The sequence below is a fragment of the Actinomycetota bacterium genome, assembly GCA_019347575.1.
Taxonomy (GTDB): domain Bacteria; phylum Actinomycetota; class Nitriliruptoria; order Nitriliruptorales; family Nitriliruptoraceae; genus JAHWKY01.
In genome coordinates this window covers 60,810-74,525 of record JAHWKY010000005.1, presented here as the reverse complement: position 1 = coordinate 74,525, position 13,716 = coordinate 60,810, and the positions used below count along the sequence as shown (strand labels likewise).

17 protein-coding genes are annotated in these 13,716 nt (G+C 70.2%); 8 read left to right on the top strand and 9 right to left on the bottom strand.

Going from position 1 to position 13,716, the window contains the following annotated elements; genetic code table 11:
* Positions 1 to 28: 28 nt before the first annotated feature.
* From KY469_04550 to KY469_04540, 3 genes are all read right to left on the bottom strand, one after another.
* Positions 29 to 424 (bottom strand): hypothetical protein, encoded by a 396-nt coding sequence (locus tag KY469_04550; protein ID MBW3662351.1) that lies wholly within the window; start codon positions 422 to 424, stop codon positions 29 to 31.
* Complete coding sequence (locus tag KY469_04545) at positions 421 to 585, bottom strand: hypothetical protein (protein MBW3662350.1); 165 nt, start codon at positions 583 to 585, stop codon at positions 421 to 423. The genes KY469_04550 and KY469_04545 overlap by 4 nt, the downstream gene beginning before the upstream one ends.
* A 93-nt stretch (positions 586 to 678) precedes the next feature.
* On the bottom strand, positions 679 to 1,020 hold the full coding sequence (locus tag KY469_04540; GenBank protein MBW3662349.1) for a hypothetical protein: 342 nt from the start codon (positions 1,018 to 1,020) through the stop codon (positions 679 to 681).
* Between the two features lie 52 nt (positions 1,021 to 1,072).
* On the opposite strand from KY469_04540, the gene KY469_04535 reads away from it, so the two are divergent.
* Together KY469_04535 and KY469_04530 are read left to right on the top strand one after the other, a co-directional pair.
* Positions 1,073 to 1,279: a PLDc N-terminal domain-containing protein gene (locus KY469_04535; GenBank protein MBW3662348.1), complete on the top strand. Its 207-nt coding sequence runs from the start codon at positions 1,073 to 1,075 to the stop codon at positions 1,277 to 1,279.
* A gap of 93 nt (positions 1,280 to 1,372) precedes the next feature.
* Positions 1,373 to 1,591, top strand: a complete 219-nt coding sequence (locus KY469_04530; GenBank protein ID MBW3662347.1) for a hypothetical protein — start codon at positions 1,373 to 1,375, stop codon at positions 1,589 to 1,591.
* 73 nt (positions 1,592 to 1,664) lie between these two features.
* On the opposite strand, the gene KY469_04525 is transcribed toward KY469_04530, so the two are convergent.
* The gene (locus KY469_04525; GenBank protein ID MBW3662346.1) at positions 1,665 to 2,012 is read right to left on the bottom strand and encodes a hypothetical protein; all 348 of its coding nucleotides are present in this window, start codon (positions 2,010 to 2,012) and stop codon (positions 1,665 to 1,667) included.
* A 135-nt stretch (positions 2,013 to 2,147) separates the two neighbouring features.
* Between KY469_04525 and KY469_04520 the strand changes: the two genes are divergently transcribed.
* The 6 genes from KY469_04520 (at position 2,148) to KY469_04495 (ending at position 8,808) form a co-directional block, all read left to right on the top strand.
* A complete protein-coding gene (locus KY469_04520) occupies positions 2,148 to 2,612 on the top strand; it encodes an SRPBCC domain-containing protein (GenBank protein ID MBW3662345.1) in 465 nt (154 codons plus the stop codon).
* A 162-nt stretch (positions 2,613 to 2,774) separates the two neighbouring features.
* On the top strand, positions 2,775 to 3,131 hold the full coding sequence (locus tag KY469_04515) for a hypothetical protein (GenBank protein MBW3662344.1): 357 nt from the start codon (positions 2,775 to 2,777) through the stop codon (positions 3,129 to 3,131).
* 5 nt (positions 3,132 to 3,136) lie between these two features.
* The gene (locus tag KY469_04510) at positions 3,137 to 4,369 is read left to right on the top strand and encodes an RNA polymerase sigma factor (protein MBW3662343.1); all 1,233 of its coding nucleotides are present in this window, start codon (positions 3,137 to 3,139) and stop codon (positions 4,367 to 4,369) included.
* Positions 4,370 to 4,557: 188 nt separating this feature from the next.
* On the top strand, positions 4,558 to 6,591 hold the full coding sequence (locus KY469_04505; GenBank protein MBW3662342.1) for a S8 family serine peptidase: 2,034 nt from the start codon (positions 4,558 to 4,560) through the stop codon (positions 6,589 to 6,591).
* Between the two features lie 70 nt (positions 6,592 to 6,661).
* Positions 6,662 to 8,347, top strand: a complete 1,686-nt coding sequence (ilvD, locus tag KY469_04500; GenBank protein ID MBW3662341.1) for a dihydroxy-acid dehydratase — start codon at positions 6,662 to 6,664, stop codon at positions 8,345 to 8,347.
* Positions 8,347 to 8,808 (top strand): hypothetical protein, encoded by a 462-nt coding sequence (locus KY469_04495; protein MBW3662340.1) that lies wholly within the window; start codon positions 8,347 to 8,349, stop codon positions 8,806 to 8,808. Before ilvD ends, KY469_04495 begins: the two co-directional genes overlap by 1 nt.
* A gap of 43 nt (positions 8,809 to 8,851) precedes the next feature.
* Here KY469_04495 and KY469_04490 read toward each other — a convergent pair whose 3' ends face one another.
* Genes KY469_04490 through KY469_04470 form a run of 5 tightly spaced genes read right to left on the bottom strand, consistent with a single transcriptional unit; the run spans position 8,852 to position 13,547 of the window.
* Positions 8,852 to 9,421: a mismatch-specific DNA-glycosylase gene (locus KY469_04490; GenBank protein ID MBW3662339.1), complete on the bottom strand. Its 570-nt coding sequence runs from the start codon at positions 9,419 to 9,421 to the stop codon at positions 8,852 to 8,854.
* A 37-nt stretch (positions 9,422 to 9,458) separates the two neighbouring features.
* The gene (locus KY469_04485; protein MBW3662338.1) at positions 9,459 to 10,079 is read right to left on the bottom strand and encodes a PaaI family thioesterase; all 621 of its coding nucleotides are present in this window, start codon (positions 10,077 to 10,079) and stop codon (positions 9,459 to 9,461) included.
* 29 nt (positions 10,080 to 10,108) lie between these two features.
* A complete protein-coding gene (locus KY469_04480; protein ID MBW3662337.1) occupies positions 10,109 to 11,458 on the bottom strand; it encodes a hemolysin family protein in 1,350 nt (449 codons plus the stop codon).
* Positions 11,455 to 12,771, bottom strand: a complete 1,317-nt coding sequence (locus tag KY469_04475; protein ID MBW3662336.1) for a hemolysin family protein — start codon at positions 12,769 to 12,771, stop codon at positions 11,455 to 11,457. Before KY469_04475 ends, KY469_04480 begins: the two co-directional genes overlap by 4 nt.
* Before the next feature lie 59 nt (positions 12,772 to 12,830).
* The gene (locus KY469_04470; protein MBW3662335.1) at positions 12,831 to 13,547 is read right to left on the bottom strand and encodes a hypothetical protein; all 717 of its coding nucleotides are present in this window, start codon (positions 13,545 to 13,547) and stop codon (positions 12,831 to 12,833) included.
* Positions 13,548 to 13,716: the final 169 nt, after the last annotated feature.

Below are 13,716 nucleotides of genomic sequence, written 5' to 3'. Positions count from 1 at the left end.
GAGGCGGGTAACCCATCCGGGGTGGCCGTCAGCCCGATCCGTCACCGTCGTTGACGTCGGTGCGTCTCTGCAGCTCGTCGAGTAGCGCGCCGAGGGTGGCTTCGATCCCGTCGTGCTGGTTGGCAGTGATGGCGCGGTTCAGCGCGGCCGTGTCGTCTGTGCCTGACCAGGCGCCCTCGTCTCCGCCCGGGCTGTAGGCCAGCAGGTCCTGCGGTTCGCGGTTGCCGGACACGGCCTCGATCCGGGCGCGCAGCTCGTCGTCGCTGAGGTGAGCGAACCGACGCTCCTGGGACAGTGCACGCATCCGGTTCTCGATGACCCGAACGAGCTGCACGTCACCGACCTGCTTGGCCTGTCGCAGCTCGCGCCAGAGACCGTCGACATCCGTCTGCTCGGCGATCTCCGCTGCTCGCTCGTGGGTCATGTCGCGACCTCCGCTGAGTCGTCCGATGCGAGCCGGCGTCGAACCTCGCGGATGCGCGCCTCGAGTTCTGCGCGACCCTGCGCTTCGTCGACGCGCTTCGCGAGCTGTTCCATGATGGCGATCATGTCACCGCCCCCGGCCCGCCGCCGGAGTTCGCTCATCCCCCTCACGATCGCGTCGAGCGGAGATACCACGACGATGCCTCTCGGATCGGTGTCGCAGTATCCCATGCCGCGTGACGAACGACCACGTGATCAACCATCGAGACGGGAAGGACCTCCACCTCGAGCGCCCAGGCTGGCCGCACAGCGAGAACCGTGACGAGGACAGTCCTTCTCGGTGTTCGAGAGCCGGCATCCCCATACGGTGCGGCGCCAAGCTCCCGCGGTCACCCAACTCAGGGCGGCGAGGTAGCCCAGCGCGACCCCGACCGGTGCGATACGGCCCCAGACGGAGAGATCGCTCGATCCCAGCGACGCCACGCTGTTGAGGACCATAACCACCGACATCCCGGCCGCGATCCCGGCGACGACGGCGAGTACCGCCCAGAGGTAGTCGGAGACGCTCGCCTCGGTGTGGCGCATGGTGCCCAGCATGTCTCGACCTTACACCGGGTTACTCTCGCGTTCGGATCGTCGGAGAACGCTGATGCCACTCGCGCTGCTCATCGCCCACGTCGTGGTGGTCACGATCGTGATCGCCGATGTGATGCGGCGTCCCGAGGCGACCTGGGCGAGAGCACGCGAGAACCGGCTCCTCTGGTTGACCGCCATGGTCGTGCTGCCGGTCGTCGGCATGGCGGGCTACTGGTTCGTTGCTCGCCCCAGGCTGCGCCGTGCCGCGGCGCGGCCCTAGCCGTCCCGAGGTCGACGGTTCGATGCTTCGACTCGCCAAGGTTGATCAGGCAACCGTCCGGTCGTCGCCGCGGTGACCCAGAGGAGAACAGGGATGGGGCCACCACACGCCAAGACGACGGTCCACCACCAGGCCTCTGGTCCGCTGTTCATCACGATCGCGGGGATGGTCGCTACGTGGAGCAACACCGCGACGGCGAGCCCGATGAACGTTGCCAGACTCGAGGATCCGAACAGCCACATCGTCAGGACGACGCACCAGGCGGCGACGTCGATCCAGGCGAGAGCCCGCACGCCGAGCGACGGTCGCTGACCTGACGTCCCGACGGCTTGCTCCAACTTCACCGGTCCTGGCACGAGTCGTGGCCGAGTATGCCCCGGACGTGTCAGGTGCTGGCGTCGTCGGAGAGCGAAGGTCCTCGCGCTGTCTGCCGCACGGATCGTGCACCGATCGCCAACGCCATGATGGACGCCAAGAGAGGGACCGCCCAGATAAGCGGGCGTTGTTCACCGACGAGCAGGTACGTGGCGGCCCACGCCATCTCGATCACCAGGATGGTCGCGAGCAGGACGAGGCCGAAGGCCGCACCGACCGAGCCGTGACGAACGGTCGCGAACAGAAGTGGAACGAGCAGGACTCCAGCGACGAAGCCGCCGCCGATCGACGCCGCGGCGACAACCGACAGGATGACCAACCCGATCCGCACCGGGCGGCTGCTGAGGTAGCGATCCACTTCGCTCCTCTCTGACGCGAGGGTTCACGGGCGGTCGGCGCCCGGCTCGAACCCTCCGGCTCCATCGACGCCTTGGCCTAGTTCGTCACCGGACTCGTCTGCAGGCTTCAGGAGGCCTCGTCCTAGAGTGAAAGGATGACAACCACGCGGCTCGAGCGGATCATCGGCGCGCCGCCCTCGCGGGTGTACCAGGCGCTCCTCGATCCTGGGTCGGTCCAGGTGTGGATGGTCCCCGAGGGGATGACGAGCGAGGTTCACCGCTTCGAAGCTCGCGAGGGTGGCCGGTTCCGGATCTCGCTCACCTACGACCTACCGACCACGACGGGCAAGACGACAGCTCAGACCGACACCTACCACGGCCTGTTCGTGCGTCTCATCCCCGACACGATGGTTGTCCAGGTCGTCGAGTTCGAGACCAACGATCCGACTATGGCAGGCGAGATGACCATCACGTTCACCCTCGCCGACGCTGACGATGGCGGGACGGTCCTCGTAGCGGTTCACGAGAACCTGCCTCGCGGCCTCTCGCCCGCCGACAACGATCTGGGGTGGAACATGTCCCTCGACAAGCTCACCGCGCTCGTTGAACAGGCGGCCTAGTGCCCGGTCAGCGGCGTGGCGGCGTGCCGGCCGCGATCCAGTCGGTCTGCGGATGCTCTGCGCGGTCAACGCACGCACGACGGGTCGTCTGTCGATCGGTGCGGCGGCCGTTCGTGGTAAGGGTGAGGTCGGGACCAGCCCGACATCGACAGGAGACGAGCGATGAAGCAGTACCTGCTGACCGTCAACCACACCGAGGGCGACCCTCCGCCGAGTCCTGACCAGATGGAGCAGATCTTCCACGACGTGGACACGCTGAACGGCGAGATGCAGGGCGCAGGCGTCGAGATCTTCGCCGGCGGCCTGCACGAGCCCAGCACGGCGACCGTCGTGCGCGTCGTCGACGACGAGGTGCTCACTACCGATGGGCCGTTCGCCGAGTCGAAGGAGTACATCGGAGGCTTCTGGGTCATCAAGGCGACCGACCTCGACGAGGCCCTCGGGTGGGCGGAGAAGGCGACGCGCGCGTGCCGGCTCCCGGTCGAGGTCCGTCCGTTCCAAGAGGAGCCCCAGGACTGACCGGGCTGGCACCGACCGACGCCGACGACTTCGGCCGGATCTTCCGCGAGGAGTCCGGCCGGGTCGTCGCCACCCTCATCCGCGCGTTCGGCGACATCGACGTCGCCGAGGACGCGGTCCAGGAGGCCTTCGCCGTGGCGGTGGAGCGGTGGCCGCGGGAAGGGGTACCCGCCAACCCCGGCGGGTGGATCACCACGACCGCCCGTCGCCGGGCACTCGACCGGCTCCGCCGCGAGGGCCGGCGAGGAGACAAGGAACGACAAGCCGGCTGGATCACTCCGCCGCCCGAGCCCGCCGAGGACGTGGGACCCGTGTACGACGACCGACTGCGCCTGATCTTCACCTGCTGCCACCCCGCGCTGGCCCGCCACGCGCAGGTGGCGCTGACCCTACGGCTGCTCGGAGGGCTGCAGACGGCGGAGGTCGCTCGCGCATTCCTGGTGCCCGAGGCGACGATGGCCCAACGGCTCCTGCGAGCCAAGCGCAAGATCAAGGCGGCGAACATCCCCTACCGCGTGCCCGACGCCGCGGTGCTGCCCGACCGCCTGCGCTCCGTCCTGGCCGTGCTGTACCTCGTGTTCAACGAGGGACACACCGCGACCGGTGGCGACGACCTCGCGCGTCCGGACCTGTCGGCCGAGGCCATCCGCCTCACGCGCGTGCTGCGCGAGCTGATGCCGGACGAGCCCGAGGTCACCGGGCTGCTCGCGCTGATGCTGCTGACCGAGTCCCGCCGGCCGGCACGGACCACACCGGACGGGACGTTCGTGCGGCTCGCCGACCAGGACCGCAGCCGCTGGGACCTGACGCTGATCGACGAGGGCCACGAACTCGTGCGGATCTGCGCGCGCCGCGGTGCTCCCGGGCCGTACCAGGTGCAAGCGGCGATCGCGGCCGTCCACAGCGCTGCCGCCACGGTGGCCGACACGGACTGGGCCAGGAACCTGCAGCTGTACGACCAGCTGCTCGCGCTGCAACCGACACCGGTGGTCGCCATGAACCGCGCGATCGTCGTGGCCGAGGTCCACGGGGCGGCGGCAGGCCTCGACGCGCTCGAGGACCTCGAGCTGGGCGGCTACCACCTGTTCCACGCGGCTCGAGCGGATCTGCTCGAACGGCTCGGTCGGACGTCGGAGGCGGCCGAGGCGTGGACCGCAGCGGCCGACCTCGCGACGAACGACGCCGAGCTTCACTACCTGAAGATCCGAAGAGCCGAGGCGCTGAGGTCGAGGCGATGACGGCGCCGTCGCTACCGTCAGGGCGTCCGTGGGGAGACGTGGCGAAGGACCCGAACCGCAGCGCCCGAGCTCGGTCCGCGGTCTGGACAGGCCTCCTGAGTGATGGGATGATGCCACTCGTGAGGTGCGAGGGGGGAGACGCGCCCATGGGGAGTCGTCGCCGGTCGCGTTCCTGGGCACGCGAACACGTGATCTGGCCGCTCGTGGCGCTGCAACTGGTCGCCGCCACGTCCGCGACCGAGACGCCGCGGACCGCGACGCCGGTTCAGGCGCTGACGATGAGGCCGCAGCTCGCCGAACGGCTCGCCGACGCACCGCCGGAGACGCCGGTGGTCGTGCTCGTGAGCGGTGATACCACCGCGATCAGGGCCGCCCTCGAGGCGGTCGGCATGCGCCAGATCGAGGTGCTCGAACGGCTCTCGGTTGTAACCGCCGTCGGCGTCCCCGAGGCGGTGCGGGCCCTGCACCTGCAGCCCGGAGTTCGGCGCGTGGATGCTGACCTCCCACTCGTTCTGGTGGACGCCACGGCGCACCGCGCCACCGGTGTGGGTCCGCTGCGCGACGTCGAGACCCACCCCGGGCTCGCTCCGCTGCGGCACCACGGCGACGACGGGCCCGTTCCGTACGACGGCTCCGGTGTCTCGATCGCGGTCGTCGATGGCGGGTTCGACCCGATACACGAGCAGTTCGTCGAGGCCGGTGAGACGAAGTTCGACGTCCACCTGCGTCAGCTGTGCCCGCTACCACCGGACGATGTCTTCTGGGCGCTGGGGACCTACCCCGACGTGCCGGCTTGTAGTGCGTGGGAGCCGATCCCACCGGGCGTGCGCGACGGCGAGCCAGACCACGGAACGTTGGTCGCGTCTGCCGCCGCGGGCTACCCCAGGGACACGCCGAGCGGTGCAGAGGTGAGCGGCGTCGCCCCCGGCGCACGGCTGGTCGGACTGTCCATCGGCTTGTCGCTGTACTACTCCAACGCCCTCAGCGCCTTCAACTGGGTGCTCGAGAACCACCAGGACCCGTGCGGCAACGGGTCGTGCCCGCCTATCCGGGTCGTGAACGCCTCCTTCGCCCCCCACCCCGACACCATCGCCGATCCGCGCTTCGACCCCGACGAGCCCCTCGGGCGCGCTAGCACCGCGCTCGTCGAGCAGGGTGTCGTCGTGGTCTTCGCGGCCGGGAACTGGGCCGGCGATGGCACCGCCATCCGCACGAGCCCGCTGGCGCAGCACCCCGTGCCGGGCGTCCTCGGCGTCGGGGCGTACGACGATGGCAACGCGGGCGACCGCCGGTTGTCCGTGTGGGATAGCCCGTACTCGGGATCCACCGGCAGCTCACGCGGCCTCGCCGGCGACCCCGCCACCTACCCCGACATCGTGGCGCCAGGCGCCAGCATCCTCGCCGCTTGCCCCCCCACGGCACACCAGTGTCGTCTGCGCGTGCAGGACGGGCCGTACGTCCTCGCCGACGGCACCTCCCTTGCGGCGCCGTACATCTCGGGACTCGTCGCGCAGCTCCTCCAAGCCGACCCGTCACTGACGCCGGCCGAGGTCGAGGACACCCTCGAGGACAGCGCGTACCGGTTCCTGCCGGACGAGCACTTCGAGCCGGACGTGTACACCGCCCCCGATGGCAGCCCCGCCGGTAACGACGACCACGCGACCTCGTTCGATGCGGGGCACGGGCTCGTGGATGCCGTAGCGGCGCTCAGCCTGGTCCTGGTGGACCAGCACGCCGGCTGGACGGCACCCGACCTTTGCACCGATCGCTCCGAGCTCGCCTTCAGCGACCCCGTCGGCGATGCCACGATCATCACCGTCCCCGCACCTTTCGACACCTCCCGCCACGACATCACCCGGGTGAGCGCGGATCTGACGACGGTACCCGGCGCCCTTACCGTCGACGTGACCCTCGCCGATCTACCGGAGACGGAAACGAGCGGGTTCCTCGCGGTCGCCGTGGCGCTCGACCGTCGCTACGGCGAGGTCGAGTTCAACCGCTCCGCGGCTGGCGACAGCTTCAGCGTTTTCGTGGGCGAGGTCGAGGTCGAAGAAGAGCACAGCTTCGCCGACTACGACGCCGGCATGGTGCGCTTCGTCATCCGCAGCCTGTCCGGTCCTATCGTGGAACGAGCCAGCCTGCGGCTGGCTCTCGCGGCCGACGGGCCGCCCTTCGGATCGAACGACGAGACGCACGCGGCCGGAGGCTGCCTCCCGGCGTAGGACGGCGGCGACTGTGCCCTCAGGCGGGTGGTCGGGTTGACTGGCCCCCGGAACGAACCAGGAGCCACCCATGGCCGATCCACGCCACCGGAGCCGTGACGTCACCGAGGGCTTCGAACGCGCCCCGGCGCGCGCGATGCTCCGCGCGGTCGGGATGACCGAGGAGGACTTCGGCAAGCCCCAGATCGGCGTCGCGTCGTCGTGGAACGAGGTCACGCCGTGCAACCTGCCGCTCGACCGTCTCGCCAAGCAGGCCAAGCTCGGCATCCGTGAAGCCGGCGGGTTCCCACTCGAGTTCATGACCATCGCCATCAGCGACGGCATCGCGATGGGCCACGAGGGCATGCGCGCCTCCCTCGTCTCGCGCGAGGTCATCGCCGACTCGGTCGAGACCGTCATGCACGCCGAACGGTTCGACGGCATGGTGACGTTCGCCGGGTGTGACAAGTCCCTGCCCGGCATGGTCATGGCGGCCGTGCGCCTCAACGTGCCGAGCGTGTTCCTCTACGGCGGGTCGATCCTCCCCGGCCAGCTGCACGGCCGCGACATCCAGATCCAGGACGTGTTCGAAGCGGTAGGGGCGCGTGGCAGCGGTCAGATGACCGATGAGGAGCTGCTCGAGATCGAACGCAACGCGTGCCCGGGTGAGGGCGCTTGCAGCGGGATGTTCACGGCCAACACGATGGCGTCGGCGATCGAGGCCCTCGGCATGGCGCTGCCGGGCTCGTCCACTCCCCCGGCACCCGACCCCCGTCGCGACGAGTTCGCGCGGCGCAGCGGGGCGGCGGTCGTGGAGCTGCTGAACGCTGGCATCACCGCCCGGGACATCGTCACGCGTCCCGCGCTCGAGAACGCGATCGCGGTCGTCATGGCGGTGGGCGGGTCGACCAACGCGGTCCTGCACCTGCTCGCTATCGCCCGCGAGGCCGAGGTGGAGCTGTCGATCGACGACTTCGACGCCATCGGCCGCCGCGTGCCGCACATCGCGGACACCAAGCCCGGCGGGCGCTACCTCATGAACGATCTCGACCGCGTCGACGCGCTGCCGGTCGTCATGAGGGAGCTGCTTGACGCGGGTCTGCTGCACGGTGACGCCATGACGGTGACCGGCGCGACCGTCGCGGAGAACCTCGACGCGTTCGACGACCTGCCTGGACCGGACGGCGACGTCGTACGACCTCTGTCCAACCCCATCCACCCCGACGGCGGGCTGGCCATCCTGCGTGGGTCGCTCGCGCCGGACGGGGCGGTCGTCAAGATCGCCGGCATCCCACCCCACGCGCACCGGTTCGAGGGCACCGCCCGGGTGTTCGATGGCGAGCAGGACGCGCTCCAGGCGGTCCTCACCGGCGCCATCGAACCCGGAAGTGTCGTCGTCATCCGCTGGGAGGGCCCCAAGGGCGGGCCGGGTATGCGCGAGATGCTGCAGATAACCGCGGCAATCAAGGGTGCCGGTCTGGGTAAAGACGTGCTCCTGATCACCGACGGGCGCTTCTCGGGTGGGACCACCGGCCTCTGCATCGGCCACATCGCCCCGGAGGCCCCCGACGGCGGACCGATCGGTCTCGTCGAGGATGGCGACCGCATCATCATCGACGTGCCGGAGCGCCGCATCGACCTCGACGTCGCCGATGACGAGCTGGCGCAGCGACGCGATCGCTTCACACCGATGGAGCCGCGCTACACGCGGGGCGTCCTCGCCAAGTACGCCCGCACCGTTGGGTCCGCCTCCGAGGGTGCGACCACGAGCATCTGATGCACATCGAGGAGCTGCGTCAGGTCTGCCAGGAGGCCGCCCGCGACCTGCTCTCGAAGGAGGGCCGCCCGCTCCCACCGGCGCTCGTCCTCCCGCGTGAGCAGTCGACGCAGGTGCTGCTGCTGACCGGCTTACCGGACGACGACGAGGCACGGCTCGAGGCGATGGCGCATCTCGCCGATGAACAGCTAACCGCCCGCGGAACCCCCGCTTGGGGGTTCGTGTCGGAGGGTGAGGTGGCCGAGGGCGCCGCCGTCGCGGTCATCGTCTACGGGGCGCGACGGCACGCCCCGATGATCACGGCCGCGCTGTTCGTCGGTGACGGCCTGACCGAGTTCGAACCTCCCGAGGAACTCGACCCGCACGCCTTCCCGTTCCTGCATCCGCTCCAGCGCGCCGTCGATGCGCTGCCAGCCGAGACTCCGCCCGACGCCGACGGCGGCGGCCTCCCTCTGCTGTGAGCGGAACTTGAATACGTGGGGGCACTCAGCTGTACCCGAGTATTCATGTTCGGAGGAGGCCGGCGTGCTCGGCGGGCTCGCGGTAGGCGCGTGCGAGTGACGCGACCGTCTCGTGCGCGTTCAGGCCGCTGGGGTTGGGCAGCACCCACAGCGGCGCCCCGCCGAGGTACTCGTCCTGGCGTCCCGCCGGTGCCCGGGGTCGTCCGAAGGCGGTGCGGTACGCGGTCAGGCCGACGACCGCGACGGCGCGGGGGCTCAACGCCTCGATCTTGGACTCGACCTCCAGCGCGCCGTCGCGCAGCTCGGAGGGGGACAGCTCGTCGGCGCGGGCGGTCGCGCGACGGCAGAGGTTGGTGATGGCGATGCCACGGTCGAGTAGGTGTCGTCGGTCCTCGTCCGACCAACCGTCCGACGCGTCGATGAGCCGATCGGTGATGCCCGCTTCGAACAGCGCGGGGTAGAAGCGGTTCCCGGGGTGGGCGAAGTGGGTCGCGGTCGCGGCGGTCCACAGCCCGGGGTTGATGCCGACGAACACCAGCCGCACGTCGTCACCGACGAGGTCGGGCACGGTCGCGCCCTGGAACGACTCCAGCTCGGCGCGGGTGAAACCCATCAAGTGCTCAAGCAGCGGAAGCGGTAGCATGACATGGTCAGGCGCGGATGCGCTCGAGGTCGACGGCGATGAACGTGGCGCGCGCGCTCGCCACGCGGTTGCCGTCGCGGTCCGTCGCCTCCGACGTGACCACGAGCTTGCGCCCCGCCCGTTGCTCCAACCGGGCACGGAACTCCAACAGCGACCCCATCGGCGTGGCCGCCTCGTAGCGGATACTCATCTCGCCGGTGAACGCGGGTTGCCGCTCGAGCGTCAGCACGTAACCCATGACGTCGTCGAAGATCGCCGCCACGATCCCACCGTGAGCCCTCCCCGGCGCCCCTTCGAAGGCGGCACCGAGGACAACCTCGGCGACGATCTCGTCGCCGTCACGATGCACCTCGATGGCGGGACCCATCGGGTTCCACGATCCCGACACGAAGCACTCGTCGAAGTGGCTGACACGGTCACCGTGCTCGAAGGGGTCCTCGAACATGCGCTTCTTGAGCGCCACGAGGTCGCGCTCTCGTGGCGGCTGCTCCGCGAGCTCGTCGGAGACGCGGTCGGCAGCCGTGGCAACGCGGAGGAGGAGGTCCGCGTCGACCTCGTGGGCGACGAGCGCGTGACCGAGGCGACGCATGGCCGCTGCGGCGAGCGCACGAGGATCATCGGGGCGCACGGGGGTCCTGGGGTCTGGGGAGGTCGAGCCTAACCCTCGCCGCGCACCTGCCCTCGGGGCCCCGAGACCTCGACCCGGTCGGCGCGGTGGGACTCGGCGCGTGTCACGGTGAGTCGCCAGCCACCGTGCTCGACCGCGTCGCCCACCTCGGGGAAGCGGCCGAGCACCTCGGTGATGTGCCCGGATACGGTCTCGGCCTCACCCTCGGGCAGGGACAGGCCAGTGGTCAACCGCAGCTCGTCCCGGCGCAGCGCCCCCGGGACGAGCCAGCGTCGTGGCCCGATCCGTTGCACGTCTGCGGAGCGAGGATCGAACTCGTCCTCGATGTCGCCGACGAGCTCCTCGATCACGTCCTCAAGCGACACCATGCCCCCGGTTCCGCCGTACTCGTCGATGACCAGAGCCGCGTGCGAGCGGTCACGGCGCATGTCCTTGAGGAGGTTCTCGAGGTCGCGGCTCTCGGGAACGGCCGCGATGGGTCGCAGCAGGTCGGCGACGCGGCGGCCGTGGGCCTCGTGGTCGTCGAGGACCAGCACGTCCTTGACGTGCACCAGTCCGACGACGTCATCGAGATCCCTGTGGTAGACGGGGAAGCGCGTGAAACCGGTCTCCGCTGCGAGGTCGAGCACCTCGCCGAGCAGGGCGTCGTCCGCGACGGCGCGCAGGTCGACACGGGACGTCATGGCGTCCTCGGCGTCGATCTCGTTGAGCCTCAGCGCAGCCGTGAGGACGCGCGCATCCTGCGCGGGCACGGTCCCGTGACGGCGGGACTCGCGGACGAGCAGCAGCAGTTCGTCGGGGGTGTGGACCAGCCCGATCTCGTCGCGGGGCTGCACGCCGACCATCCTGACGGTGAGGTTGGCCGCGCCGTTCAGGAGCACGATGAGCCACCGGAACACGCGGACGTACCAGCGGAAGCTGCGGGCGAGGCGCAGCGACACCGCCTCGGCGCGTGCCAGCGCGATGTTCTTGGGGACCATCTCCCCGACGACCATGTGGAGGAACACCACGATCGACAGCGCCACCGCGAAGCCGATCGCGGTCCGGGCCCCGGCCGACAGCGGAGCCAGATCGAGGACCCGCTCGAGGTAGCCCGCGACCGCTGGCTCAGCCACCGCCCCGAGGCCCAGCGACGCCATGGTGATGCCGAGCTGCGCGCCGGAGAACGTCACCGACAGCTCCTGCAGGGCGGCGAGCGCCACCTTGGCCCGCGAGTCGCCGGCGTCCGCCAGCTCCTCGATGCGGACGCGTCGAGCGGCGAGCAGAGCGATCTCGGCGGCCACGAAGAAGGCGTTCAGACCGAGCAGCACCACGCCCAGCAGCAGGGCCCACGGCGACGCCGCAGCCTGGTGACCGGCCTCGGTCGCGAGCACGCTCACGACGGGCCCTCCCAGGTCGGAAGGGTCTGTCGGTCCAGGCGGATCTGGCTGATCCGCTGCCCTTCGCGCGCGGCGATGGTGAAGCGCCAGCCGTCGTGCTCGAACGCCTCACCCGGTTCGGGGATGCGTCCGAGCCACTCCAGGCAGAAGCCCGCGACGGTCTCGAAGTCTCCGTCGGGGACGTCGATGCCGAGATCGGTCTGGAGCCGGTCCGCCCGGAACATCCCACTGACGACGTAACGCCCCGCCCCGATCCGCCGGAGCGCGGCCACGTCACGGTCGAACTCGTCCTCGATGTCACCGACGAGCTCCTCGATCAGATCCTCGATGGTGACGATCCCGGCGGTCCCGCCGTACTCGTCGACGACGATCGCGAAGGTCCGAGACGCGCGTCGGAACGCACCGAGGAGTCGCCGCAGCGGTTCCGACTCGGGCACGAACAGCACCGGGGCGACCAGGTCCTCGACGGTGGCCGTCGCGCGCCGATCGGGTGGCAGGGTCAGGAGGTCCTTGATGTGTACCGAGCCGACGACCTCGTCCTCGCTGACGTCCTTGACCGGGAACCGCGAGTGTCCGCTGCGACGTGATGCCACACGCAGCTCGGTCACGCTGTCGTGACGGTCGAGCCAGACGACATCGGGGCGTGGGATCATGATCTCGTGCGCGCGCCGGTTGCCCAGCTCGACCGCACGCGACAACAGCCGCGCCTGATCCTCGCTGAGCGAGCCCTCCTCACCGGACACCGCGATGATCCGTGACAGCTCGGCGAGCGAGGCGCCGCCGAGCAGCTCGTCCTGCGGCTCGACGCCCAGACGCCGCGACACCCCCTGGGCGGCGCCGTCGAAGATCCGGATCAGGGGACCGAAGACGATCCCGTAGAACCGCATGAGACGGGCGACCGCCAACGCGACGGTCTCGGGGCGCGCGATCGCGAGGTTCTTGGGCGCCAGCTCACCGAGGATCATCTGCACCACGGTGGAGACGAAGAACGCCCCGGTCAGCGAGACCGCGAGAGCGGTCGTCTCGGGCAGTCCCACGCCGTCGGCGATCGGGCGCAGCACCGCGCCGACCGAGTCCTCGGCGAGGAACCCGACGAGCAGCGAGGTCGCGGTGATGCCGAACTGGGCGCCGGAGAGCACGAACGAGAGGTTCTTGAGCACCTCGAGAGCGGTGCGAGCACGACGCGACCCCTCGGCGGCGAGGGCCTCGACCGACTCCCTGCGTACCGCGACGAACGCGAACTCGGCAGCGACGAAGAAGCCGTTGGCGGCGATGAGCACCGCGACGAGGACGAGTCCGAGGGTCGGGCTCACCGAGGTCGGGCGGGGATCGGTTGGCTCACCGACACGAGGCTAGGCGAGGTTAGGCGAGGTTAGGCGGCGTCGAACCGTACCGAGCAGTGGACCGCCTGACCGTCGGCGGCGTCCACGAGGACCGGCTCGACGCGCGGGTAGGCGACCCGCTGCCCCGCCGCGAGCGTGTCGTCGATGCGATGTTCGGTAGCCGCGACGATCGTGTCCCCCTGCAGCACGGCGGTCGTCAGCGTCCCGTTGACCCGCATCGGCTGGTCATCCGGAGCGACCAGCGACGGTTCGCAGGTCGCCCACCGTCGCTGGCGTTCGACCGGTTCCTCGTCGGGGCCAGGGGGGACAGCATCGAACAGCCGCCCCGAGACGGCCTGGTGCTCGGGATCGTCACGCTCGACCCGTGCGGAGGAGGTCTCGATCCAGCAGCACGAGTCCTCGTCCATCGCCGGCGTCCACACGAGCGGGGCATCGCCGTCGCCGTTGGTCAACTCGTACGCGGGCGGAGGCGGCGGAGGAGGGGGAGGAGGAGGAGGAGGTGGCGGCTCGGTCGCGGACGGCGTGGAGGCTGGGGTCGCCTCGACGGCGGCTGGCGCCTCGCTCGCCGTCGGCGTCGGCGACGCCTCGGGCGACGGCGTTTCGCTCGTTGCCGTCGCCTCGGGTGTCCGGTCCACCTGGATACCCATGACCTCGGTGGCATCGGGGTCGGAGCCACCGCACGCCGCGGCGAGCATCCCCACGACGAGCAGTGCGGCGGTGCGGCTGCGGATCTGGCGTCGAGGCACGGGACCCCCGGCGGTGACGGCGCGCTCCTCGGCCGAGGGGCGCTCTCGGTCGGAGAGTACCGAGGAAGCCCTCTCGTTCGGCGGACCTGACGCGACCCGGCCGTGGTCAAGCTGCCACCCGGCGGCTGGACGGTGGCCTCACGGCCCCACCCGGTGGTTCTGCCCCATC

Bases quoted from the DNA above. Each gene is read 5' to 3' on its own strand.
- KY469_04495 (MBW3662340.1), top strand. From the start codon at position 8,347: ATGCACATCGAGGAGCTGCGTCAGGTCTGCCAGGAGGCCGCCCGCGAC.
- KY469_04550 (MBW3662351.1), bottom strand. From the start codon at position 424: ATGACCCACGAGCGAGCAGCGGAGATCGCCGAGCAGACGGATGTCGAC.
- KY469_04520 (MBW3662345.1), top strand. From the start codon at position 2,148: ATGACAACCACGCGGCTCGAGCGGATCATCGGCGCGCCGCCCTCGCGG.
- ilvD (MBW3662341.1), top strand. From the start codon at position 6,662: ATGGCCGATCCACGCCACCGGAGCCGTGACGTCACCGAGGGCTTCGAA.
- KY469_04490 (MBW3662339.1), bottom strand. From the start codon at position 9,421: ATGGGTTTCACCCGCGCCGAGCTGGAGTCGTTCCAGGGCGCGACCGTG.
- KY469_04545 (MBW3662350.1), bottom strand. From the start codon at position 585: ATGAGCGAACTCCGGCGGCGGGCCGGGGGCGGTGACATGATCGCCATC.
- KY469_04540 (MBW3662349.1), bottom strand. From the start codon at position 1,020: ATGCTGGGCACCATGCGCCACACCGAGGCGAGCGTCTCCGACTACCTC.
- KY469_04530 (MBW3662347.1), top strand. From the start codon at position 1,373: ATGGGGCCACCACACGCCAAGACGACGGTCCACCACCAGGCCTCTGGT.
- KY469_04535 (MBW3662348.1), top strand. From the start codon at position 1,073: ATGCCACTCGCGCTGCTCATCGCCCACGTCGTGGTGGTCACGATCGTG.
- KY469_04515 (MBW3662344.1), top strand. From the start codon at position 2,775: ATGAAGCAGTACCTGCTGACCGTCAACCACACCGAGGGCGACCCTCCG.